The following is a 25,859-nucleotide window of genomic DNA, read 5'->3' on the forward strand; positions in this document are numbered from 1 at the left end:
TGTTCACAAAACAAAGAGTGAAAAATAATCCTTATTATTTTTACTTCTTCTATATGAATTTTTATTTTCAAAGATGTCCAACTATTTATACATCTTTGGTATTATCGTATTTTTCTTTATAATATTATTTCAAAATTCTATTCTCTACGGTCAAACTAAAATTGAAGGCACAATGGGAAAAATTAAAGGAAAATGATAGTTAGTACTGTTTATTTAAAAGAAGGTTCTCAAAAATTAATAATTATAAATTTTAAACACCTTATTTTAGTTTAGACTAATTGCCAAAACGCATTGCAGGATTAATGTCTTGTGATGCGTTTTTTCTAACTCGACATAGTTTTCAATTTCCCAAATTTTTGTATAATCCTCTCCTTTATTACTAGTATTTTATTTAACTAACTCCACTCCAAATTCATTAGCTCACGATAGCCATATTTGGTGGTTCCTTTTCAACTAAATCCCATAAATATAAACTCCATCTATATCTCTATAAAACACGTCATATCAACCTTTAAACATTCTTAACAAAAGATTTACAATTACTCTATTTTTAATTAACAAAAGGTATGTATCATAAAAACTGTAAGAAATACATATAACATTAGGGTTATTTATATTAGGAGGATGTATCAATGAAAAAGTGGCAATTAGTCGGTACTACTGTATTAGGAGCTTCGTTCTTACTAGGCGCTTGTGGCGGTAATAATGGAGGTTCTGGAAGTGGAAGCGATCTTAAAGGTTCTGCAAAAGGTGAAGGTTCATCAACAGTAGCTCCAATCGTTGAAAAATTAAACGAAAAATGGGCTAAAGATCATAAAGACGCTAAAATTTCTTCTGGCCAAGCTGGTACAGGTGCTGGATTCCAAAAATTCATTGCTGGCGAAACTGATTTCTCAGACGCTTCAAGACCTATTAAAGATGAAGAAAAGAAAAAATTAGAAGATAAAGGTATTAAATACCACGAATTCAAAATTGCACAAGATGGTGTAACAATTGCAGTTAACAAAGATAACGACTTTGTTAAAGAATTAACTAAATCTCAATTAAAAGAAATTTACTCTGGTAAAGCTAAAACATGGAAAGATGTTAACTCTAAATGGCCAGACAAAAAAATCAATGCCGTATCACCTAACTCAAGTCATGGTACTTACGACTTCTTCGAAGAGGAAGTAATGGACAAACAAGATATCAAAGCTGAGAAAAATGCTGATACAAACGCTATCGTTTCTTCAGTAACTAAAAACAAAGAAGGTATCGGTTACTTCGGTTATAACTTCTACGAACAAAATAAAGATAAATTAAAAGAAGTTAAAATCAAAGACGATAACGGCAAATTAACTGAACCAACTAAGAAAACAATCAAAAATGGTTCATACGCTTTAAGTAGACCATTATTCATCTACGTTAAAGATAAATCATTAAAAGATAACAAAGTAATGTCAGAATTTATGAAATTCGTTCTTAAAGATGAAGGTAAATCAGCTGAAGATGCTGGTTATGTAGCTTCACCTAAGAAAACTTACAAATCTGAGTTAAAAGAATTAAATAAATTCGTAGACAAACACAAAAAATCAGATAAGAAATCTGATAAAAAATCAGATGACAAAAAATCTGACGAAAAAAATAATAAATAACGTACGAATTTTAAAGGGTTGGGAATTTGTGAAGGTATTTGACAAAGCGGTTAATCAACCGCTTTGTCTGTACTATTCAGCTTCAGGGAAGAGAATTGAGTCATTACTAAATGGTAATTTAATTAGTACTCAACAATTCCCTTTAGCAATTCCCAATCTTTTTTTAAATTATTTTGGGAGATTAAGAAAGAGGGTTTTACATGGCTTCACAAACGAATGTTAGAGAAATGATAGCTAAGAATAATGCTAAAAAGGGTGGAGCAAGCGATAAAATCGTTCCAATTATTCTAGGTATTATTTCAGCTATTTCAATCTTAACGACAATTGCTATTTTATTCACTTTGTTAACTGAGACGATTACTTTCTTTACACGCGTACCATTTTCTAAATTCTTTTTATCTGGTACATGGAATCCTACAGGTTCTTCACCAGAATATGGTATTTGGGCTTTAATCATTGGTACCTTAAAAATTACAATCATTGCCACTATCGTTTCTGTTCCTATTGGTTTAGGTGCAGCTATTTACCTTAATGAATATGCAAGCGATAAAGCACGTAGAATTATTAAACCAATTTTGGAAATTTTAGCAGGTATTCCTACAATTGTATTCGGTTTCTTCGCCCTTACATTTGTAACACCGCTTTTAAGAAGTTTTATACCTATATTAGGTGAGTTTAACTCTATCAGTCCTGGAATCGTTGTTGGTATTATGATTGTTCCAGTTATTACAAGTATGAGTGAAGATGCAATGTCTTCAGTGCCAAATAAAATACGTGAGGGTGCTTACGGCTTAGGTGCAACTAAATTTGAAGTTGCTACTAAAGTTGTTTTACCTGCAGCCACTTCAGGAGTTGTTGCATCAATCGTATTAGGGATTTCAAGAGCAATTGGTGAAACAATGATCGTTTCACTAGCGGCTGGTAGTTCGCCAACTTCATCTCTAAGCTTAACAAGTTCAATTCAAACCATGACTGGATACATTGTAGAAGTCGCAACTGGTGATGCACCATTTGGTTCTGATATCTACTACAGTATCTATGCAGTAGGTTTCACTTTATTCATCTTTACTTTACTTATGAACCTACTTTCACAATGGATTTCAAAACGCTTCAGAGAGGAGTATTAATATGACAGCGACAACAAATTCTAATAATAAAACGTTAATCGACAAAAACAAAGTCGACAAAAATATTTCTACTCGAGATACTAAGAATAAAGTTAACAAATGGTTATTCTTCCTCTGTACGTTAATCGGTCTTGTTGTGTTAGTAGCATTATTAGCACAAACCATCATCAAAGGAGCCGGCCATTTAACACCTGAATTCTTTACTAATTTCTCTTCTTCAACACCTGCAGATGCTGGTGTTAAAGGGGCAGTCATTGGTTCAATCTGGTTAATTGTTAGTATCATTCCAATCACTATTATTTTAGGTATTGGCACAGCTATTTATTTAGAGGAATATGCAAAGGACAATATTTTTACAAGCATAGTAAAAATAAGTATTTCAAACTTAGCCGGTGTGCCTTCAATCGTATTTGGTCTTTTAGGTTACACACTTTTCGTTGGAGCAGCTGGAATGGGAAACAGTGTTTTAGCAGCTGCATTAACAATGTCATTACTTATTCTTCCAGTAATTATTGTTTCAAGCCAAGAAGCAATTAGAGCTGTACCCGGTTCTGTAAGAGAAGCTTCATTTGGTTTAGGTGCCAATAAATGGCAAACCATCAGAAAGGTTGTTTTACCAGCAGCACTACCTGGTATCTTAACTGGTTTCATTTTATCTTTATCTCGTGCATTAGGTGAAACGGCACCACTTGTAGTTATTGGTATTCCTACAATTCTATTAGCTACACCAAGTGGACTATTAGATCAATTCTCTGCTTTACCAACTCAAATTTATACTTGGGCTAAAATGCCTCAAGCTGAATTCCAAAATGTGGCATCAGCAGGAATTATCGTATTACTTGTTATCTTATTAGCAATGAATGCAATTGCGATTCTTTTAAGAAATAAATTCAGTAAAAAATATTAATATAGCTTATTGGGAAAATTGTTATTTCAACGAGGAAAAGATTTGTTTCTTTACAACTTTTCCTCTATATAGAAGGAGTTTTTAATTATGGCTAATTCACAAGTCGCAGAAAAAAATAAATTAAGTGAACAAACTGACAAAACGAATGGTTCAGTCTCTACTATCGTGACTACTGAAAATGATAGAAAAGATACAACACCAGATAGTCAAAAGAATATTGTTTATTCAACACAAAATCTAGATTTATGGTATGGTGAAAATCACGCATTACAAAATATTAATTTAGATATCTTAGAAAACAATGTTACAGCGATTATCGGACCATCAGGTTGTGGTAAATCAACATATATCAAAGCACTCAATCGTATGGTTGAACTCGTACCTTCAGTTAAAACTGCAGGAAAAATTTTATATCGAGATCAAAATATCTTTGATCCGAAATACTCTAAAGAAAAGTTAAGAACTAACGTAGGAATGGTCTTCCAACAACCAAACCCATTCCCTAAATCAATTTATGATAATATCACTTATGGTCCTAAAACTCATGGCATTAAAAACAAAAAAGTTTTAGATGAAATCGTAGAAAAATCATTACGTGGCGCGGCAATTTGGGATGAATTAAAAGATAGATTACACACAAATGCATATGGCTTATCAGGGGGGCAACAACAACGTGTTTGTATTGCAAGATGTTTAGCAATCGAACCGGATGTTATTTTAATGGATGAGCCTACATCAGCACTCGATCCAATTTCAACACTAAGAGTTGAAGAATTAGTACAAGAATTAAAAGAAAATTATTCAATTATTATGGTTACACACAACATGCAACAAGCTGCACGTGTATCTGATAAAACTGCTTTCTTCCTTAATGGTTATGTGAACGAATACGACGACACTGATAAAATCTTCTCTAATCCTTCTGATAAACAAACAGAAGATTATATTTCAGGACGTTTCGGATAATATATGGCAATCATTAGACATAAATACGAAGGTCAGCTAGATGAGTTAATTAAAGATTTACGTCGTCTTGGCCTTCGTGTTTATTTTAATATTAAAAATGCATTAGTGTCGTTAAGTGAGGAAAAGAGAACATTCGCTAGAGAAACCATTGAAAAGGATAGAGAGATTAATCAATTAGATTATGAAATAAATGAAAAAGTGATTATGTTAATTACCAAACAGCAACCTATTGCTACGGATTTACGTATGATGATGGCTGCATTAAAAATTTCAACAGACTTTGAAAGAATGGGAGATAATGCTGCGAGTATCGCGCACATTCGTCTAAGGGTTAAAATTAACGATGACTATGTATTTACACGTTTAAAAACGATGGGTAAATTAGCAATGCTCATGTTGGAAGATCTCAATACCGCTGTCAAAACAGAGGATTTAACGCTAATTAAAGAAATTATCGAAAGAGATAAAGATATTGATGACTTATACATCAATATTGTTAACACAACTTATTTAATTGATAATGATCCATTTGTTGCTGGTCAGGCACATTTAGCTGCTCGACATTTAGAACGTATTGGAGACCATATTAGTAATATTGCCGAAAGCGTTTATTACTATTTAACAGGTGAACATTTCGATACATTTGATTAATAACAAATTATCGCCCCCATAGGCTTTAAGTCTATGAGGGCGATTTTTGATTGGAAAAAATTTTTAATTAGCCTGCTTCAATTTGATCTGTAAGAATTTCTAGTTCTTCGACTAATTCTGAAATATATTTAATCGTCGCTTTTAATGGTACTTCCGTTGTTATATCAACACCTGCTATTTGCGCTAATTCAACTGGTGATTTACTTCCGCCAGCTTTAAGTGTTTCTAACCATTGGTCTACAGCTGGTTGTCCCTCATTTTTAATCTTCTGAGAAACCACAGTACCAATTGTTAAACCTGCAGAGTAAGTATATGAGTACAATCCCATATAATAATGAGGTTGACGCATCCAAGTGAGTTCAACACCATCTGTCATCTCAACTGCATTGCCAAAGAATCTTTCATAAACGTCTAACATAATCTTATTAAGTAGTGGGGCAGTGAGTGACTCTCCTTCATCTACTAATCTGTAAACTTCACGTTGATATGCCGCTTCTAACAAGTGAGTTACCATATTATGATAATACGTTCTAGAAAGTATAGAACCAATGACCCAACGTTTAAATTTAGGATCATCACTACTATTGAATAAATAATTTGCCATTAACATTTCATTCATCGTGGATGGCGCTTCGACAAAGTACATAGATGCTTCTGATTCTAATAAATTTTGATGTTTCTGCGCTAAAGTAAAATGACCAGCATGTCCTAGCTCATGAGCAAGCACAAAGGTTTCAGCCATTTTTCCAGTCCAAGAAATAAATACATATGAATGTGTAAAATAAGGACTCGCGCAATAAGCACCTGTGTCTTTTCCTTTATTTTGAGCAAAATCTATCCATCGATTATCATAGGCAGATTCTAACATTTTCACATAATCTTCACCCAAAACATTTAAAGCGCCATAAATGTATTTTTTAGACTCTTCAATTGAAATATCTGGTTCATAACTAGGATCGATAGATATCTTTAAATCTTCAAATCGTATTTTATCAAGTCCGTGGACACGTTGAATTAACTTAGCATATCTTTGCATTACCGGAGCCAAATCACTCATAATAACGTCTATTTGACGATCAAACATGTCGCGTGTCACTTCTTGGTCTTGTAATAAGTAATCGATCACAGAATCATATCCACGCATATCCGCTTCGATTTTTTCTTGTTGAACTTGCATATTATACGTAGCTGCTGTTGTATTTTGATATTTACGAATTGAGTCGCTAAATGCTTTAAAACTCTTTCTTCTAAATTCGGCATCTGGATTATCTTCGTATTCATTTTCAAAAGTGGCATAATCGAGGGGGTAAGTCATACCATTATGCTCAAATGACTCAAAGTCAATGTCTAAACTTTTGGTTGTTCCATATAATTCAAAAGGACTTCTAAGTGTTGGCGTTAGAGTAGCCAATACTTGTTCTACTTCTGTAGATAGTTGATACGGCTTTCTATCTTTCAACTGTTTAATGAAGTGAGGATAATTCGATTGTTGTTGTAATTGATTTAACATGTCCTCAGGTAAGGCTAAGATTTCAGAATCTACGAATGAGAGTAGGCCTGCTATTTTACCAGACATCGTATTCAATTTAGCATTTACTTTTTGCGCTGCTTCGTTAGTGGCATCTACGCTCACTCTTAGTTCGGGATAATTATAAAGACGATCCAATTGAATTAAAATATCTTCATAATCTTTAAGCGCACGTTCAACTGTTTCAATATCTTTAAGTTGATTTTGATATGTAGATTTGAACGCTTTAGAAGATTGGAACACTTGATTAAGAGTTTGATAAAATGCTTCATCATTTTCAAAAAGGTCTTTCAAATCCCATGTTTCTTGAGTAGGGACATCCTTTCTTAAAGGTAAACCTTGTGTCATTGGGAACACTCCTTTGATATGTATTATCTTTATTATACAAAACTCAAGTCAGAATAACATTTGAAGCGTTTAGAGAAGGCAAGTATTCGTTTAGCAAACATAAGAGTAGGGAATAATTAATTTAAGTATGTGAATAGGAGTAGGACAGAAATAATAAATGATGTCCCAATCTCTGAATATTCTTTAGGAACGTTACTACTCTAGACTGAGTGGTTTAATTCAAATAAATAGTATAATAAAATTATTATTAAATAAACTAACAAGGAGATAGTATTATGACAATTTTTGATATGCCTAATTACTTATGGATTACTATCTTAGCAATGGTTTTATTAACAGTATTCTGTACATTAGTTTTACATAGATGGTTGATCGCCGCAGTAATTACATTTGTAGTTTTAGGTTTATTAGCATTCTTTATTCCTAATTTCCAACACATTTCTTATCAGCCGTTATTAGGTTACGCTGCTTTCTTAGCTTTAATGAGTTTAATCATTAGTTTCTTATTATGGTACTTTACACGTAAATGGAGACGAGAACGTAAGAAGAATAAACTTGAAAAAGAAATTCGTAAATATGAAGATGAAGAAGATTTAAAAATGTTAAGAGGGCGCCATCGTAAATAATATTTTGGAACTCAACGCTGTCTATTTAGTTAGATGGCGTTGAGTTTTTTTGTTAAATTGGAGGGCTACATCGCTTATACTATTATTTTTTCAATGTGACTATTATAATAGGTAAATGACGATAAAAATAATTTAATGTAAAATTTTAATATATAAATAATTAATCCATTTAATACAGAAGGATGTTGCGAAGATGTTTAAAACAATCATTTCAAAAATATTGCAAATGATTATCGTGCTTTTTGTTTTAACAACAATCACATTTATTTTAATGAAATTATCACCAGGGAACCCAGTTAATAAAATTCTTCATCTTGATACCTCTCAAGTTTCACAATCTCAAATCAAAGCTACAGAACATCAATTAGGACTGGATCATTCTTTACTCGGTCAATGGTGGCATTGGTTCAGTCAATTATTACATTTAAATTTAGGTACAAGTTATCAAACAGGTGCTCCAGTATCTAAAGAAATCATGAACTATATTGTTCCAACATTAATCATTACTTTTGGAACATTAATTTTATCTATGCTTGTTTCAATACCTTTAGGAGTGATAGCCGCAATAAATTATCACAAAACTTTAGACAAAATGATTCGAGTTTTAACTTCTTTATCTGTGAGCTTACCTTCATTTTTTATTGGTTTAATATTGTTATTTATTTTCAACCAAAAGTTAAATGTATTACCAACATCAGAGGATGGATCAATAGCTGCGTATATATTACCGATTATTACAATGAGTGTGGGTATGTGTGCATATTACATACGTCTTATACGCTCTAATTTATTAGAACAATATCGGAGTCCAGTTGTAGAAGCTTCTCGATTAAGAGGGATGTCAGAACGTTATATTTTATTTCATGATATTTTCAAACCGACTTTCATTCCTATTATTCCCTTATTAGGTCTGTCAGTAGGAAGCTTAATCGGAGGTACCGTCGTGATTGAAAATTTATTCGACATTCCAGGTTTAGGTTACTTTTTAGTCGACAGTATTAAATCTAGAGATTATCCGGTCATTCAAGGTTGCGTACTCTTTATAGGATTTTTCGTTGTAATCATTAATACGATTGCTGATATAACCACTTTATTTATTGATCCTAAACAGCGTTACAATCAATCAGCTAAGACAAATATATTTAATTTTGCACATCTGAGACATTATAAAAAAGAAGGTGATGATGATGAAGTTTAAATTAACAAAGAAGAATCTCATTTTCTATGTGTTTAGTATCTATATATTTATAATTATCGCCCTTCAACTGTTTGTTAGTAATGATGCAGCTTTTAAAGTTAATTTATCAGAAACATTTGAGCCCATAAGTTTACATCACTTTTTAGGAACCGATGACTATGGTCGCGATTTATTTAGTCGACTCATCATAGGCGCACGAACAACTTTATTTGTTACTTTATTGACTTTACTTTTTACTGTTTTAATCGGCGTACCACTTGGTTTACTTTCAGGCTATCAAAAAGGTTGGATCGATTCGATGATCATGAGAATGATAGATATCGGTTTGAGTATACCTGAATTCGTTATTATGATTGCTTTAGCAAGTTTCTTCCATCCAAGCATATGGAATTTAGTGATTGCCATTACTGTTATTAAATGGATGAATTATACAAGGGTAACAAGAGGGATCGTCAATTCAGAAATGAATCTTTCCTATATAAAGATGGCCAAATTATTTAATGTATCAACTTTTAATATTTTATTTAAACATTTATTACCCAAAGTGTTTCCTTCCATTTTAGTTATTATGATTGTTGATTTTGGTAAAATTATTCTTTACATTAGTTCGTTGTCATTTTTAGGATTAGGCGCACAACCACCATCTCCAGAGTGGGGCGCTATGCTTCAAGCAGGACGTAACTTTATCACATCACATCCAATCATGATCATTGCACCAGCGACATTAATCTCGATCACGATATTAATCTTAAACTTAACAGGAGACGCTGTCAGAGATCGATTATTAGAGAAGAGAGGTGTCGAGTTTGACGCTTTTGAAAATAAAAAATCTTAACATTAGCGATTCTAATAATTATAAGTTAGTCCAGAACGTTGATTTAAATATTTATCAAGGAAAACTTAATGTTATTATTGGCGAAAGTGGGGCAGGTAAGAGTCTCACAGCAAGGGCACTTTTGAAATATTTACCAGAAGGATTAAATATGACATATGATGAGTATGATTTTGGAGAAAATGCTACTAATATGAATCATCTTTTAGGTAAACAAATTGGTTATATTTCTCAGAATTATACGCAAAGCTTTAATGAATACTCACGTCTAGATAAACAACTTATTGCAATATATCGAACACACTTTAATGTATCTAAAGAGGAGGCATTAAAGAACATAATCACTGCTTTAACTTGGGTTAATTTAAATGATTCTAGTATTATTAAAAAATACAGTTTTCAACTTTCTGGTGGTCAACTTGAACGTGTTTACATTGCTAGCGTGCTCATGTTGAAACCTCCACTTATCATTGCCGATGAACCTGTAGCATCTTTAGATGTCGTCAATGGTCATCAAATTATGCAAATGCTTAAACATATAGTTAAAGACCATCATCATACAGTATTGTTGATTACTCACAATATGAATCACGTACTTAATTATGGAGATTATTTTAATGTTATGAGAAATGGTAGCCTTGTTGAATCTGGCTCAATTAATAAACTTACTGAAAATGAAATTACACATACGTATACAAAGCAATTATTAAAATACAAAAACACATTAAGAAAGGATGGAAATCTTTGACTATCATAAAATTTGAAAATGTTCATTTTGGATATAGTAAAAACCATTCTGTTCTTAACGGTGTAAACTTTAAAATCGACAAAAATGAAAAAGTAGGGATATTAGGTGAAAGCGGGGCAGGTAAAAGTACCTTAAGTTCTTTAATATTAGGAGAGTTAAATCCTACGCGTGGACAAGTTAATGTCAATTCAAAACGCGTACTTCCCGTATTTCAGCATGCCTTCGAAAGTTTTGATAGACATTATACAATCCAACAATCTCTTGAAGAACCACTCATATTTTATAATAAAATGAAATCTTCAGATATAAAGCCAAAGTTACTAAACTATTTAGAATCATTTGGTTTAACAGAGCATTTGTTGCAAAAATTTCCACGAGAAGTCAGTGGCGGTCAGTTACAAAGATTGAATATCATAAGATCACTCATTTCTCAGCCAGATATATTGATATGTGATGAAATTACATCCAATCTAGATGTTGTAGCTGAGCAAAATGTTATTGATATTATAATAAATGAAGACCACATCAATCCTAAAACCCTACTTGTTATCTCCCACGATCTTTCAGTTATTCAAAGACTGACGCAACGTGTGATTGTGTTAAAAGATGGAGAAGTAGTAGATGATTTTAAGATTGAGGATTTGTTCGATAAATCACGCCATCCGTATTCTCAATTACTCATCAATTCTATGGAATAAAATAGCAAAAGCCTCTTACAACGTGTTTGATAATGTTCAAACCTTAGTTATTGTAAGAGGCTTTTTAATATAGTTCATGTTTAATTTAACCTTTGATAGCTAAAAAGTTATCTAACACTTTACATATTGCATCATTCGAATTATCAATGACTTTGATATTAGGATTTTTCAAAAATGACTGATGTTCAACCAGCGCATTAGCCACAAAATAACCTTGCGAAGCGTTATCTAACATGTGAATATCATTATGATCGTTACCAAATGCAATATAATCTGTATCTGAACCTATTAAATATTGAATTGTCGTATGTTTATCGATACCTTGAGCGGTCACATCAATATAAGATTCATTAAAGTGATAAATAAGCTCAATACCGTCTGATTCTGTTTTCAAAATCTTAGCAATAGTATCGAAGTCATCAGATTTAATGTTCAAAAGAATTGCTTTAATCGGATCCTTAATGTCATCCATATGTAAAGCCTGTGCAGTACGATTAGGATCGATACGTTGATAAATTTCATTATCAGCATTTAAATTCGTTGAATAATTGAATTTATCATCAATAATATACAACAATCCATATTGTTTAATGAGTTGTTTAATGAGGTTAATATCGTGTTCATTGATTTCCGATATGATTTCGATTTGTCCGTTTTTAGATATAATTGAGCCATTACCACCAATTAAAGTATAATCTGCAAATTCAGGAATCACTGGTAGCAAATCTCTTATAGGACGTGCAGATGCAAATATAACTTTATGGTTTTCATCGTTGAGTTGCATAAGACGATTTTTAATAGATTGGTCAATATGATTACCGTCAAAGCAAATCGTACCATCAATATCGAAAATAAAATTCATGAACGTGTCACTCCAAAATGATAATAATGAATCTAGTATAGCATATCGATAATGTCTTGAAACTAAAAATTACTAACGGAATGATTTCAGTTGAATGATGATACGATGTTTGTTCATGATTAAGGATGTATTTGAAACTGATAAGAATTTTTGAAGTGAGAAACACACAAATAATTTAAACGTAGAATAATAAGGATATAATTGATGATAAGAACTCAGCTTAGAATGAGAATGTAAATGAGGCAAATACTAAAGAGGTAAGCCCCCTATAGAACTATGCACAACTTCCTATAATATATATTATGTAAACTAAAATATTCAAAGCTAAATATGTTCCAATATTTAACGTTATTCATCCTCATTATTTAAATATCTATCCTTGAGTGATTTGTAATTTAATCTGCATCACATTTACTAATCTAATTCATTTATGAACATGCGTGTTGAATCAACATAAAACTAATTCTTTAAACTTCATAAAGATACACAACTCCATTTGCTAAAGATACAGTATTACATATCAACATTCATCATTTAAAATTATAGGATGCCCAATTGCGATTTAAATTTAGAAAACACAAGTATTTAGTCGAAACCCTTAGAAACCCTTAACTATATGTTTAATAAATAGTAGACACTCTATAGGTTTACATAATACTTTTATAATCACCTATTTTGCTGCACAAAGGTATATGACATTATATAAATTGCTAATGTAACGTTTTAAAGTTTCATTCCTTATTATTTTTTAAGTATTGTGTGTTGGTTAACATTTACATTATGACTAAGTTTTTATTTCATAAATCAATGACATCATTATACTAATTTAATAAGCTAAGTTATAAAAACATTATTAAAAATTAATCAATAAGTATTATTGTATCATTTTACTCATGTGCTATGATTAATTATGTAGGGTGCAACACGATTTCGACAACTTAGATTTAATATACCTACATTAAGCCATTTAGAGTTTACCAACCCTTCTCTAAACGGCAAAAGAGCATATTGGCTCTATCCCAATATGCTCTACTTTATAAATATATAGTTATTTTTTAATCTTTTTACGTATACGGTTTAATGTCGTGAATAACCAATATTTCACTTTATTAATTGGTTTATAGAAATCTCCAATTAATTCCTCAATTTGAACATTAAATCCTCTCTTGAAGCGATAAACACCATAATCTTCACTATCTTCAGTAAAGTCACCAGATAAACCATAAAAATTATATCTATCGTAGCCATTGTCAAAGCAATAATTAATCATATGCCAATGCATTGCGTAAGGTCCCATGTACTGATTGTACTTTTCTGAAGAACCTCCAGAGAAATAATTGACTTCATAGGCATTAGCAAAGTATACACCTGAAGCTAAATTTAAAATAGATCCATCAGTTTGACGAATTTCACTTGCATTAAGTAATTCTTTTTTATCATGGTCAATCTGTTTATCTAATTCGGCGATTTTTCTTAATTGCTTATCGTTTTTGTTTTCTTTAGCCATCATATCATCACGACGATTTTCTTTGTCATTGAGTGTGTGTTGAACTTTTTCTATGTATTCATCTAAGTCAATATACGCTAATGGCAATAAAACCTTATCACCGTAGTGATTAATAAAGTTATAGAAATACTGATCTGTTTTAGAAACAAATCCAGTTCTAGCTTCAGTTTCACGATATAAATCTAAGAAGATATCAAATTCATCTTTGTCGAGAAATCTCACCTTAATTCCGTAGTTTATCGCTTTATTTATATTTCTTTTACGTTGGCTATCAAATTCTTTTTTCAATGAAGCAGGCGTTTTACCTTCTAAATCAAGCACACCCATCCATCTTACTTGACTAGAAGCATCATACTCTGTAGTGAAACCATGATGTTCATAGCCATGTGATTTTAATAGGTTAACTAAGGCATCATTCTTTTCTGTTAAAGGATTGATGTCTTTATCATACAATTGATACATCCAATAAGGATCTAATTTTACATACAAACATTGATGCTGATGTAAGTATCTTTCTAATTCTCTTAAATAAAAATCAACCAAACCTAAATCTGAATAATCCATGACTGGACCACGGTTAGAATAATATACATAACTTCCCATTGTAGGAATTTTAGAGAAAAGACTTGCTGCGATTACTTTATTATCGTCATCTTTCACACCTAATAATACAACTTGGAACCCATCTGCTTCACGCGTAGCAATATTTTCCTTCACCTGAAAATAATGGCTTTCTAATGATGGATTTTGTACAAAGTTTTCAAATTCTTTTACTGTTAACTCTGTAAATTTCATAATTAGATAATTCCCTTCCTAAAAAAATCTATTTCTTTAACTTTTTAAGTGCGTTGTAGATTGCATACATAGGTTTATTTATTGGTTTGATAAAATCACCTACATATTCAATAACATCAGCGTTATAGCCTTTTTTGAACTTAATTACTCCTACGTCTTCAGCGTTTTCACTGAAGTCCCCACTTATTCCATAAAAATTATAACGATTAATGCCATGTTCTAAAGCGTAGTTAATCATTTTCCATTGAATCGCATAACTACCTGCAAAATGACGGTAACGATTTGAAGTACCACCGGCATAATATACTACTTCAAATGGATTGATTACGAAATAACCAGCTGAGATAGGTAGCTCATTCCCATGTTCTTGCTGTAAATTTTGAGCTTCCTCTATCTTCTGTTGATTTGCATCTAGCTGTTGTTCAAGATTTTCTTTTTTGTTATACGCTTTTTTATTTTCAGGTCGTTTCTCAATATCTTTAAGCGCTTTGTTTAAATCTTTATTTAATACATCTCTCTCAGTATTAAGTTCTTCTAAATATTCATTGAAATCAATATAAGCTAAAGGTACTAATACTCGATCTTTAAAATATTTGAATCTATTGTAATAGAAGCTATCGTCTCTGTCAGTAAACTCTTTTGTTTCTGTCGTATCTTCCATAAATGATCTAAAAATCGGTAATTCTTCTTCAGTTAGAAATCGAACTTTGACTCCATTTTTTTGTACTTTCTTGGTGTTACGTTTTCTTAAACTATCCATTCCATTTAAAACATCTTTTGCTGTTTTATTTTTTAAATCTAAAACAGAATGATATCTCACTTGCAATATAGGATGAAATCCTTTGTGGAACCCTTCATGTTCGTATCCTAAGTCTTCCATTTTATTGAAAAACCAGTCATGTCCTGCATTTTCAATAACTTCACCATCATGGTTTAAATATTGATAAGGAAGATAAGGATCGACTCTTAGATATAGACAGTTATGTTTTTTTACGTATTTACTTAATTCATTAAAGAAGAAGTGAACAAGTTCTTTATTATCATAATCAATTACTGGACCACGGTTAGAATAAAAATATTTGAAAAATTTCATGACTGGTACTGCAGTTAACAAGCAGGCTGCAATTACCTTATTCTCATTATTTTTAATCCCTACAAGATGTGATTCAGTTCCTTCAGCAACTTTGAGCTCATAATTGCCTTCCATCTGAGTAAAATGGCTATAAGGCATTTGATCTGTAAAGTCACCAAATTCTTTGGCTGTTAAATTTGTAAACTTCATTATCATAACTCCCATTTATATCTTTATAACTCTCTTTTTAACTTTTAAGGAATATAGGTCGTTCTCTTGCATATAATATGTAATCATTTTGATTATCCATGTTAACTATATTTCTAATCTAGACAAGTATACAATAGATATTACCAAAACTAAAATATTAACTGATATAAAAATTGTACTTAATTGATAACCAATGCAATATTGAAACTTTTATGTAAAAAATAATATGGACTGAACAAGGTGTCGGTCCATATTATTTTGTGTTCATTTTTATTTTAATGCATTTACGAGTGCTTTACCAATGACTTCACTTGATTGAGGATTTTGACCAGTAATAAATTTACGGTCTTCTTCTAAATGAGATGTAAAGTCATCACTTGCTACGAATCTTGCGCCTTGTTCTTCTAATTTAGATTGAGTTAAAAATGGCACTTTTTCTTCTAATCCCATAGCTTTTTCTTCACTATCTGTAAACGCTGTTAATTGAATACCATCTACTAAATATTTACCATTGCTTCCTTTAACTCCTACAAAAGCACTTGGTCCATGACAAACTGATGAAATAATTTTATCTTTATCTCTGAAGTGTACTAAAATATTTGCAAGCTTTTCATTATTAGCAAAATCAAAGACTGTTCCATGACCACCTGGTAAATAAATTGCATCGTAGTCATCAGCGTTGATGTCATCTATACTTGGTGTATCATTTAAGTGTGATACGAATGTACTATATTGATTTAATAATTCATCTGAAGTTGAATTTGGATCTAAATTAACATGTCCGCCTTTAATAGAAGCTATCTCAACCTCAATGCCTTCTTGAGTTAGAATATCATAAGGTTCGCCTGCTTCTTCTAACCATAAACCCGTTTCAGTACCATCAGGATATTGATTAGTGCTTGTTAGAACGAATAATACTTTTTTACTCATTCTTATTCACCTCTTTATAATTTAATTATGATTTATATTTACCCTGACACGTACTTCATTATTCAATTTATATTGCTATTTTTATTATTGTTTTATAGAGCATCTAAAGTGCGTCTTATACCATTTACATACTGTTTAAATTGATCATCATCATTTTCTGCTAATCTTTTTACAATTTCACTACCAATAACAACACCATCGGCTACTTCTCCTATATCTTTCACATGTTTTTCATTTCTGATACCGAAACCTGCAACAACAGGAACGTCTGCAATGTCTTTTAACATTTGAATTTTATTTTTTAATTCTGGATGGAACTGCCCATTTTCACCTGTTGTAGCATTCATAGTTACAGTATAAATAAAACCTTCTGCTTTTTTCGCAATGGCTTTCATTCTTTCCTTTGAAGTTGTCATAGCAATTAGAGGAATAATTTTAACTTTATGATTTGGAAAATCTTTTTTAAATTTTTCAATAAGTTCAAAAGGTAAATCTGGAATAATTAATCCAAATACACCTGCTTCTACACATTTATCTAAAAATTGTTTCTCTCCATAGGAAGAAATAATATTATAATAAGTCATTAAAATATATTTAGAAGTAATGTCATGACTATGATTGATCAATTCATTAAATATGAAATCTACATTTACGCCTTCTGCTATTGCTTTAGCGCCTGCATTCATAATTGTTGGTCCGTCAGCTACAGGATCCGAAAATGGGACACCTATTTCGACTATATCTGCGCCTGCTTCACTTAATATTTTAAGGTTCTTAATAAAATTCAAATCACCCATGATATATGGAATAAATAATTTACGCATCCTTTTCACCACGACTTTCAATATACGTTCTGATTGTTTCCATATCTTTATCTCCTCTTCCAGAGACTGTCACAACAATTATTTCATTACTTTTCATTTGTGGCGCTAACTTTTCAACATAACTCAGTGCATGAGCGCTCTCAATCGCTGGAATAATTCCTTCAGCTTTTGAAAAACGAATTAATGCTTCCATAGCTTCTTCGTCTGTGGCACTCACGTATTCGACACGTCCTATATCATGATAATATGAATGTTCAGGCCCGATACCAGGATAATCCAAACCAGCTGATATAGAATGTGCTAATTCTATTTGTCCATAATCATCCTGAATAAGATACATTTTAGACCCGTGAAGTACACCTGGTCTTCCCCTACCTATCGCTAATGCATGCTTTTTTGTATTTGCTCCTTCTCCGGCAGCTTCTACTCCAAATAATTCAACATTATCATTAATAAATGGATAAAACGTTCCTATAGAGTTGGAACCACCACCTACGCATGCCACAATTGCATCTGGTAAACGCTCTTCCTTATTTTGTATCTTTGCTTTAATTTCATTTCCAATCACACTTTGAAAGTCTCTTACCATAGTTGGAAATGGATCAGGTCCTAAGGCTGAACCTAATAGATAATGTGTATCATCTACGTGACTCACCCAATATTGTAAAGCTTTATTGACTGCATCTGATAACGTCCCTTGCCCTTCTTCAACTGCAACTACTTTCGCTCCTAGAAGCTCCATTCTAAATACATTCAATTGTTGTCGTTTAATGTCCTCTTTTCCCATAAAAACAATGAGCTCCATATCGAATAATGCTGCTACCGTTGCACTTGCAACACCATGTTGACCTGCGCCTGTTTCAGCGACTAACTTTTTCTTACCCATGCGCTTTGCTAAAAGCGCTTGTCCCAATGCATTATTAATTTTGTGAGCGCCGGTATGATTTAAATCTTCACGTTTAAGATAAATCTTAGCCCCTCCCAATTGTTCTGAATAAGACTTTGCATAAGTAAGAGGTGTTTCTCTTCCAACGTATTCCCTCAGATAATAATCAAGTTCTTCTTGAAAGCTTTGATCTTTTTTGGCTACATGATAGGCTTTCTTAAGCTCAATTATCGCTGGCATAAGTGTTTCGGGCACATATTGTCCCCCATAGTCACCAAAAAATCCTAAATCATCAACTTCTGTTTGAATTTTCATGTCATTCATCCCCTTTTAAGAATTCAATAATTTCCTTCATTTTTGTTAGATCTTTTTTATTATTTGTTTCAATCCCACTCGCAATGTCATAACCCATCTGTCCAAGTTCAATTTGATTAAGTTGTTTTAAGTGTTTGATATCCAGACCTCCAGCAATTAAAAACTTAGTATCTCGAATATGAGTTAACATATTCCAATCAAATACTTTCCCTGTACCACCATAATTCTCTGTGGGTGTGTCTATAATAAATAAGTCCACATTACTCTCGTATTTTTTTATATTTTCATTTAAATGATAATCAGCTGGTAATGCTTTAATTATCTTAATTTCAGAATTTAATTGTTTAATTTGATTGATTAACTTTATACTTTCATTTCCATGTAACTGCATGGTATTGATATCTGTTTCATTTATGATTTCAGTCACTAATTCCAACGTGGGATTTACTACAACTGCTACACGATCGATGCGATGCGGAATAGACTTTGTTAAATGTTTGATTTGATTTATGGATACATGTCTTTTACTTTTAGGAAAATGAATAAAACCTACAGCATCAACGTTCAAATCCTTCACTTTTTCAATATCTTCATCGCTTTTAAAACCACAAAATTTTACTATCATTGGCGTACCTTTTCTAGTTTTAAACTTGGTAAAAATTGACTTAAATCATCACATTTCATTAAAGCTTCTCCAATTAGTAAACCATCTATACCAGAGTTTAAAATGGTCTTAACATCATTGATGCTATGAATCCCGCTTTCAGAAATGTAATGAAAACCACGTCTTTTAGCTTTTAAAATTTCATTTGTGTGTTCCACTTTGGTCACAAATCGTTTTAAATCTCGATTATTGACGCCAATGATTTCTGGTGAAAGTTGATATGCTTTTTTGAGCTCATCTTGATCGTGTACTTCTACTAAAACTTCTAAACCTAATTGTGTTGCATAGTCATATAACTCTTTTAATTCCGTATCTGAAAGAATATTGACAATTAATAAAATAATTGAAGCACCAGCTTTTTTCGCTACATCTATTTGTATTTTATCTATAATAAAATCCTTGCAAAGTACAGGTAATTTGGTTTCTATTGTAAGTTCGGTTAAACGTTCAAAACTCCCTCCAAAGTACTTCTCATCGGTTAAAATAGAAATGGCATTAGCTCCATATAACTCATATTCTCTGACTTGAGTATGCAAATTTCTCTCAGGTAATTGATTTAATGTCGGACTTTTAGACTTTATTTCAGCAATAATAGATAAGTTTTTATCATTCTTCAAAGCGTCTATCAGTTTAGTTTTATTGGTAACATCTACTTGTTTAAGTTCATCCAACTTATGCTTGTAGTAACCTTTATTCAACAATTCTTTTTTATACTCTACTATTTCATTCAGTATCGTCATGATGAGACCCCCATCTTCAAATACTGTTTCATAGCTTGTCCACTATCTATGAGATGACGAGCTAATTTTATACCACTTTGAATATCGTTGACTTTTTCAGCAACATAAAGTGCGAGCGCAGCATTTAGTAATACCACATCTCTTTTACTCGACTTATCATTTCCGTTTAAAATATTTATTGTAATTTTTTTATTCTCTTTCGGCGAACCACCGATTAATGTTTCATTTTCAGCCAAAGCTAAACCATAATCTTTAGCATTTATTGTGTATGTCTTGATAGGTTCACCTTGATTAATTTCATAGATAATATTGTCTCCAGATAGCGTTGCTTCATCCATTCCGTTTGCGCCATGAACTACAATTGCTTTTTTTCTACCTAAATCTTTAATGGTTTGTGCAATCTTATCAATTTGAGTAACATCATATACTCCCATCACTTGATAAGTAAGCTTAAATGGGTTAATTAAGGGACCCACTAAATTAAAAATAGTAGGTGTATGAATACTTTTTCTTACTGGTTGGAGATGTTTCATAATCGGATAAGAGTCAGTTGCGCTGATAAATGAAAGACCTCTGGCGTTTAATTCTTTAACAACTTCGTCTACTTTGCATGTTTGAATGCCCATTTCTTGTAAAACATCTGTACTCCCTGATTGAGACGTAACACTTCTATTTCCATGTTTAACTACTGGCACGCCTGCACTCGCAACGATAAATGCAACCGTAGTTGAAATATTAAAACTATTCGAGCCATCACCACCTGTTCCACATACACACATTGCGCCTTCATAAAACGGTTGAACTGGATACATGGTATGAATGAGATGTTTGACTAAATATGTAAGTTCACTTTGTTGCATTTCCTTTTGAGTATAGGAGGTTAATATTTCAATTTTTCTTTCATTACTCACTTTTGGATTGAGTAACAGATTGATAAATTCTTTCATATCGTCTTCTGTTAAATGTTTATTTTCTTTGATTTCTTCTAATAATTTCATTGTCAGTTTCCTCTCGTTGCAATTTTTATAAAATTATTAATGATTTGTTCTCCATTTTCTGTAGCAAATGATTCTGGATGATATTGAATACCATAGTGCTGTCTATCTCTATGTTGGAATGACTGTATACAATCTTCAGTACGTCCAGTGATTTCTAATTCCTTTGGAAATTGATTAGGATTGCTTATGAGCGAGTGATATCGCATAATTTTAAAATTTGAAGGCAGTTCTTGATATAGTGGCGTTGAACTTATTATTTTTAAATTATCGACCTTACCATGCATAATTTTTGTCCCTTGAATCACTTCACCGCCGTAATAACAAGTTAATGCTTGCGCACCTAAACATACACCTAGAATCGGTTTATTTTCGAAATATTCAATTAATTTAATGAGTAAATTATTGTCTAGAGGGTGCCCTGGCCCAGGTGAAATGATGACAGCTGAAATATTCGTAAGTTTAAAAATATCAACATCATCTGGATATTTAACCACTACTTCAGTTCGTTTAGCTACAATATCTACAAGGTTATAAGTAAATGAATCATAATTATCTATTATTAATATCATGGAGTTACCTCCAAGAGACTTTTTGCTTTTAATTTCGTTTCTTCTAGTTCCTTTTCCGGAATAGAATCATAAACTACGCCACAACCTGCTTCAATATCAACCTGATTCTCATCAATTAACATCGTCCGAATCGCAAGTGCAAAATCTAAATTGTGATTACAATTAATGTAGCCAACGCCCCCACTGTAAATCCCTCTCTTATGCGGATTGGCCTCATATATTCTTTGTATAGCTCTTAATTTTGGCGCTCCAGATACTGTGCCTGTAGGTAATAAACTTGCTATGACACTCATGGGCGATAAGCCTTCTTTTAACTCACCAATAACCTCACTCACGATATGCATCACATGTTCATATTTTTCTATTTCCATTAATTTAGTAATTTTAGAAGTACCTATTTTACTAATTCTATGAATATCATTTCTTCCTAAATCAACGAGCATACTATGTTCACTTCTTTCTTTTTCATCATTCAATAATAACTCACTATTTTTTTCATCTTCTTCTAAGTCCTTTCCTCTCTTGATAGTTCCAGCTATAGGATTCGTATAAACCCAGCCATCTTTTACTTTCACAAAACTTTCTGGTGAACTACCAACAATAATCGGTATATCTTTATTAATGTAAAACATATATGGACTAGGATTCTGTCTCTTTAATTTTTGATAGAGTTGAAAAGTCAGTTGTTGTAAATGATGATGAAAGTGATGTTCATAACTATAAATTCTGGAAGGTACGACTTGGAACATATCTCCTTCAGTAATTTTCTTCTTTAAAGCTTTTATCGTTTCTATAAATTCATCTTCTGGTATATTCACCTTTATTTTTCTGTTTTCAGTGTTAAACTCAATCTTTTCATATACTAAATTTATATGCTTTAAATCTTCAATTCTTTTTTCGACCTCTTCAAATAATTCATCTTTTGATTTATTAGAAAATAGATTGGTTGCTATCACATATAATTCATCTTTGTAGTGATCAAAAACGTAAGTATTTTCAACTAAATAAAATTTCACATCATGATCTCTATGATCTGAAAGCTTTATTTCTTGTAGTTTTTCAAATTCATGTCTCACAAGATCAAAACTACACGTTCCTATAAACCCTGCAATAAATGGTAAGTCTCGCAAGTGTTCATCTTCAATATCTGTATAATATTTGTTCACGAGGCTTTTTAAATAGTCATATGGTTTTTCTGTCACTTCTTTTTCTTCATATTCAGTTTTTATCATTAATTGATGATTATCTAATGTGACTGAGCCAAAATCATCTAACACTACAATAGAATATCTTCCCTTTAATTTATCTTGGTTCGTACTCTCGAAGATAATTTTTGATGTTTTTAATTGCGCTAATGCTTCTGGTGTAATCTGAGCATTTAATTTTCTGTAAGCTATATCCATAGTTATCCTCCTTTTAATAAAAAATCAGCATCCTCAAATAGAAGGACGCTGACGCGTGGTACCACCTTAATTAGTTGACTATTCGAAACACAATCAACTCACTCATTTTATTAATTCACTTTTATCCACAAAACCCAATTTCTCTAAAGAGGGTGTTAGTTTCCATTTACCACTAACTTTCTTATACTACCGATTCTTTAGATACTACCTTTTGCTTATAATTAAAAAACACCACAATAACGCTTATCATCTGTAAGGACGCGTTACCGTGGTGCCACCTTAGTTAACAAATTTTATTGTTCACTTTAAAATATGATATTTAAATTTGAAAGCCCAATTCGTCTATTATACTGTGCTAATTTACATCCACCATTAGCTTTCTGATTTCTACAAAATATAATAGCTACTTTTACAATCAAATTGTCTGATATTTCTAATTATTTAGTATCATACCTAGATAAATCTATTTTGTCAACTTGAATTAATATAATTTATTTATTAATTGGCGATAAACAATACGCATAAAGTAAATTTTGAGTAGCGGTTATTGAATCGATATGCGTTCTTTCCATTGCGTGTGAAGATTCTATTCCAGCTCCAAATAAACCATGGCGTATGTCGACTCCTGCTTTTAAAGCTGCTGATGCGTCAGAACTATAGTAAGGATAAATATCTATCTTATAAGGAATATCGTTTATTTTACACAAATTAACCAAATGATTTTTTAATGCTTTATGATATGGACCAGAACTGTCTTTTGCACATATTGAAACTGTATATTCATCTGAAGACTGCCCTTCTCCAAGTGCTCCCATATCAAGCGCTATAAATTCTACAATACTATCTGAAATCGTAGCATTTGCTCCGTAGCCTATTTCTTCGTTGTTAGAGATATAAAATTGTGTGGTATGTGGCAATTTGGTATTTTCTTCTTTAAGCTTTTTCAATAATTCTATTATAATTCCAACACTAGCTTTATCATCTAGATGTCTAGATTTTATAAAGCCTGAAGAGGTAATGATCGTTCTTGGATCAAATGATATAAAGTCGCCTACTTCAATACCCAAATCTCTTGTTTCTTGTTCAGAACTGGTGATTTCATCAATACGTACTTCCATGTGTTCACTATTTCTTGGTATTTTATGATTATCTTTATAAACGTGGACACTTGTTTCATGAAGACATATCGTACCAGTATACGTTTGCCCTGTTTGTGTCTGAATTTCACAATATTCTCCTTCAATTGCGTTAAAATGAAATCCGCCTATTAAATCTAATGCTAATCTACCGTTCTCTTTGATCTCTTTAACCATTGCTCCTAGTGTATCTACATGAGCTGTGATACATCTTTGCTCACTGTTATTAAGACCATCAACCGTAATAATTAACGCACCTTTATTAGTCAATTCTGTACGGTAACCTAGATTCTCAGCTAAATGTTTCACATAATTGATTGCCTCTTCAGTATTGCCAGATGGACTATTAATTTCGGTTAATTGTTTGATTGTTTCCATAACATGAGTCAACATTATACCCCCTTCTTTAAATTACATTATATTTTAAACTAAATAGTCTATTTAATCTAATAAGTACTAGCCTCTTTAATTATGTTGATTACATTGGCACTCTCATATACAATATTACTATTCTGAAAATTTCGAAATAAGGTGATTTTAGATGCAACAAATCCTATTTGTAGGTCTAGGACTTATTGGTGGTAGTTTAGCGAGCAACTTAAAATATTATAATTCTAACATTAAGCTTTTAGCGTATGATGCTAATGAAACACAATTAGACAAAGCATTGTCCATTGGAATTATCGATGAAAAAATAACTAATTATCAGTATGGCGTAGAAAATGCAGATATCATTATTTATGCTACTCCTGTAGAACAAACCGTTAAGTACCTGAAGGAACTACCTAATTATAAAACTAAGCCTCATTTGATTGTAACTGATACGGGTAGTACAAAATCTACAATCCAAGCTTTTGAAAAAATATTGTTAAATAATAATATTCATCTTATCGGCGGTCATCCTATGGCAGGTAGTCATAAATCTGGCGTATTAAATTCGAAAAAACATCTGTTTGAAAACGCATATTATATCCTGGTGTTTAACGAAAAAGATAATAAAGCGTCAGCTGAATATCTAAAGAAATTATTTAAAACTACATTAGCTAAGTTTATTACTACTAATGCTAATGAACATGATTATGTTACAGGTATAGTAAGTCACGTCCCTCATATTATCGCTTCTAGTTTAGTTCACTTAAGCGCTAATCATGTCAGTCATCATACTTTAGTAGAAAAATTAGCTGCCGGTGGTTTTAGAGATATTACTCGTATAGCTAGTAGTAACGCTCAAATGTGGAAAGATATAACTTTAAATAATCAAAATCATATCTTGTCTTTGCTCCACGAACTAAAATCTCAAATTACCTCTTTCGAAAATATGATTATCTCTAAAAATGCAGAAAATATTTATGATTTTTTCGCAGAGGCAAAACAATATCGTGACGAACTACCCGTTAAACAACGTGGTGCTCTATCTATTGCGTATGATCTATATGTAGATATTCCGGATAAAGCGGGTATGATTAGCCAAGTTACTCATATCTTAAGTTTACATAATATTTCTATAAGCAACTTAAAAATTTTAGAAGTGCGTGAGGATATCTATGGTGCTCTTCAAATTAGTTTTAAAACTCCAGAAGATCGTGAACGTGGCATTGAAGCGTTAAAAGACTTCGATACGTATATTGAATAATATTTATCCCCTAAAATATTGCAGAACTTTTTGCTTGCAACTATTTTTAGGG

General features: G+C 31.9%; 24 protein-coding genes. 11 read left to right on the forward strand and 13 right to left on the reverse strand.

The annotated features are described in order from the left end of the window. The first annotated feature begins 632 nt into the window (after positions 1–632). From JMUB898_RS07440 to phoU, 5 genes are all read left to right on the forward strand, one after another. Positions 633–1,634, forward strand: a complete 1,002-nt coding sequence (locus JMUB898_RS07440; RefSeq protein WP_126501967.1) for a PstS family phosphate ABC transporter substrate-binding protein — start codon at positions 633–635, stop codon at positions 1,632–1,634. Positions 1,635–1,834: 200 nt separating this feature from the next. Then, a complete protein-coding gene (pstC, locus tag JMUB898_RS07445; RefSeq protein WP_002442792.1) occupies positions 1,835–2,761 on the forward strand; it encodes a phosphate ABC transporter permease subunit PstC in 927 nt (308 codons plus the stop codon). A gap of 1 nt (position 2,762) precedes the next feature. Then, on the forward strand, positions 2,763–3,668 hold the full coding sequence (gene pstA / locus JMUB898_RS07450; protein WP_002442790.1) for a phosphate ABC transporter permease PstA: 906 nt from the start codon (positions 2,763–2,765) through the stop codon (positions 3,666–3,668). 87 nt (positions 3,669–3,755) lie between these two features. Then, a complete protein-coding gene (gene pstB / locus JMUB898_RS07455; protein WP_002442788.1) occupies positions 3,756–4,634 on the forward strand; it encodes a phosphate ABC transporter ATP-binding protein PstB in 879 nt (292 codons plus the stop codon). A gap of 3 nt (positions 4,635–4,637) precedes the next feature. Further along, positions 4,638–5,285 carry a phosphate signaling complex protein PhoU gene (phoU, locus tag JMUB898_RS07460; protein WP_002442786.1) on the forward strand — a complete coding sequence of 216 codons (648 nt, stop codon included), beginning with the start codon at positions 4,638–4,640 and terminating at the stop codon, positions 5,283–5,285. A 67-nt stretch (positions 5,286–5,352) separates the two neighbouring features. Here the strand turns inward: phoU and pepF are convergent, their stop codons facing one another. Then, positions 5,353–7,161, reverse strand: coding sequence for an oligoendopeptidase F (gene pepF, locus JMUB898_RS07465; RefSeq protein WP_002442784.1), 1,809 nt, complete (start codon positions 7,159–7,161; stop codon positions 5,353–5,355). 275 nt (positions 7,162–7,436) lie between these two features. Here pepF and JMUB898_RS07470 point away from each other — a divergent pair, with 275 nt between their 5' ends. From JMUB898_RS07470 to JMUB898_RS07490, 5 genes are all read left to right on the forward strand, one after another. Beyond that, the gene (locus JMUB898_RS07470; protein WP_002442782.1) at positions 7,437–7,787 is read left to right on the forward strand and encodes a membrane protein; all 351 of its coding nucleotides are present in this window, start codon (positions 7,437–7,439) and stop codon (positions 7,785–7,787) included. A 193-nt stretch (positions 7,788–7,980) separates the two neighbouring features. Further along, complete coding sequence (gene nikB, locus JMUB898_RS07475) at positions 7,981–8,985, forward strand: nickel ABC transporter permease (protein ID WP_002442781.1); 1,005 nt, start codon at positions 7,981–7,983, stop codon at positions 8,983–8,985. Further along, on the forward strand, positions 8,975–9,820 hold the full coding sequence (gene nikC, locus JMUB898_RS07480; protein ID WP_126514791.1) for a nickel transporter permease: 846 nt from the start codon (positions 8,975–8,977) through the stop codon (positions 9,818–9,820). Before nikB ends, nikC begins: the two co-directional genes overlap by 11 nt. Beyond that, complete coding sequence (locus tag JMUB898_RS07485; RefSeq protein ID WP_037541438.1) at positions 9,792–10,565, forward strand: ATP-binding cassette domain-containing protein; 774 nt, start codon at positions 9,792–9,794, stop codon at positions 10,563–10,565. Before nikC ends, JMUB898_RS07485 begins: the two co-directional genes overlap by 29 nt. Positions 10,566–10,567: 2 nt before the next feature. Next, positions 10,568–11,263, forward strand: coding sequence for an ATP-binding cassette domain-containing protein (locus tag JMUB898_RS07490; RefSeq protein ID WP_044466339.1), 696 nt, complete (start codon positions 10,568–10,570; stop codon positions 11,261–11,263). 85 nt (positions 11,264–11,348) lie between these two features. Here JMUB898_RS07490 and JMUB898_RS07495 read toward each other — a convergent pair whose 3' ends face one another. From JMUB898_RS07495 to JMUB898_RS07550, 12 genes are all read right to left on the reverse strand, one after another. Further along, the gene (locus tag JMUB898_RS07495) at positions 11,349–12,125 is read right to left on the reverse strand and encodes an HAD-IIB family hydrolase (RefSeq protein ID WP_002442775.1); all 777 of its coding nucleotides are present in this window, start codon (positions 12,123–12,125) and stop codon (positions 11,349–11,351) included. 1,048 nt (positions 12,126–13,173) lie between these two features. After that, the gene (locus tag JMUB898_RS07500; RefSeq protein WP_002442772.1) at positions 13,174–14,427 is read right to left on the reverse strand and encodes an aminoacyltransferase; all 1,254 of its coding nucleotides are present in this window, start codon (positions 14,425–14,427) and stop codon (positions 13,174–13,176) included. A 28-nt stretch (positions 14,428–14,455) separates the two neighbouring features. Then, positions 14,456–15,709, reverse strand: a complete 1,254-nt coding sequence (locus tag JMUB898_RS07505; protein ID WP_037541437.1) for an aminoacyltransferase — start codon at positions 15,707–15,709, stop codon at positions 14,456–14,458. 270 nt (positions 15,710–15,979) lie between these two features. Further along, positions 15,980–16,639 (reverse strand): type 1 glutamine amidotransferase domain-containing protein, encoded by a 660-nt coding sequence (locus JMUB898_RS07510; RefSeq protein ID WP_002442767.1) that lies wholly within the window; start codon positions 16,637–16,639, stop codon positions 15,980–15,982. Positions 16,640–16,731: 92 nt separating this feature from the next. After that, the gene (trpA, locus tag JMUB898_RS07515) at positions 16,732–17,463 is read right to left on the reverse strand and encodes a tryptophan synthase subunit alpha (RefSeq protein WP_002442765.1); all 732 of its coding nucleotides are present in this window, start codon (positions 17,461–17,463) and stop codon (positions 16,732–16,734) included. Continuing rightward, positions 17,456–18,664 carry a tryptophan synthase subunit beta gene (gene trpB, locus JMUB898_RS07520; protein ID WP_037541436.1) on the reverse strand — a complete coding sequence of 403 codons (1,209 nt, stop codon included), beginning with the start codon at positions 18,662–18,664 and terminating at the stop codon, positions 17,456–17,458. Before trpB ends, trpA begins: the two co-directional genes overlap by 8 nt. Position 18,665: 1 nt before the next feature. After that, positions 18,666–19,289, reverse strand: coding sequence for a phosphoribosylanthranilate isomerase (locus tag JMUB898_RS07525; protein ID WP_002442762.1), 624 nt, complete (start codon positions 19,287–19,289; stop codon positions 18,666–18,668). Next, positions 19,286–20,068: an indole-3-glycerol phosphate synthase TrpC gene (gene trpC, locus JMUB898_RS07530; protein WP_002442760.1), complete on the reverse strand. Its 783-nt coding sequence runs from the start codon at positions 20,066–20,068 to the stop codon at positions 19,286–19,288. Before trpC ends, JMUB898_RS07525 begins: the two co-directional genes overlap by 4 nt. Next, positions 20,065–21,066, reverse strand: coding sequence for an anthranilate phosphoribosyltransferase (gene trpD / locus JMUB898_RS07535; RefSeq protein ID WP_002442759.1), 1,002 nt, complete (start codon positions 21,064–21,066; stop codon positions 20,065–20,067). The genes trpC and trpD overlap by 4 nt, the downstream gene beginning before the upstream one ends. Positions 21,067–21,068: 2 nt before the next feature. Next, positions 21,069–21,635, reverse strand: a complete 567-nt coding sequence (locus JMUB898_RS07540) for an anthranilate synthase component II (RefSeq protein WP_002442758.1) — start codon at positions 21,633–21,635, stop codon at positions 21,069–21,071. Then, positions 21,632–23,038, reverse strand: coding sequence for an anthranilate synthase component I (locus JMUB898_RS07545; protein WP_002442757.1), 1,407 nt, complete (start codon positions 23,036–23,038; stop codon positions 21,632–21,634). The genes JMUB898_RS07540 and JMUB898_RS07545 overlap by 4 nt, the downstream gene beginning before the upstream one ends. Before the next feature lie 491 nt (positions 23,039–23,529). Beyond that, positions 23,530–24,567: a M42 family metallopeptidase gene (locus JMUB898_RS07550; RefSeq protein WP_002442756.1), complete on the reverse strand. Its 1,038-nt coding sequence runs from the start codon at positions 24,565–24,567 to the stop codon at positions 23,530–23,532. Between the two features lie 148 nt (positions 24,568–24,715). Here JMUB898_RS07550 and JMUB898_RS07555 point away from each other — a divergent pair, with 148 nt between their 5' ends. Further along, the gene (locus JMUB898_RS07555; RefSeq protein ID WP_002442755.1) at positions 24,716–25,807 is read left to right on the forward strand and encodes a prephenate dehydrogenase; all 1,092 of its coding nucleotides are present in this window, start codon (positions 24,716–24,718) and stop codon (positions 25,805–25,807) included. Positions 25,808–25,859 lie beyond the last annotated feature (52 nt).

The organism is Staphylococcus caprae, assembly GCF_003966625.1.
Classification (GTDB): domain Bacteria; phylum Bacillota; class Bacilli; order Staphylococcales; family Staphylococcaceae; genus Staphylococcus; species Staphylococcus caprae.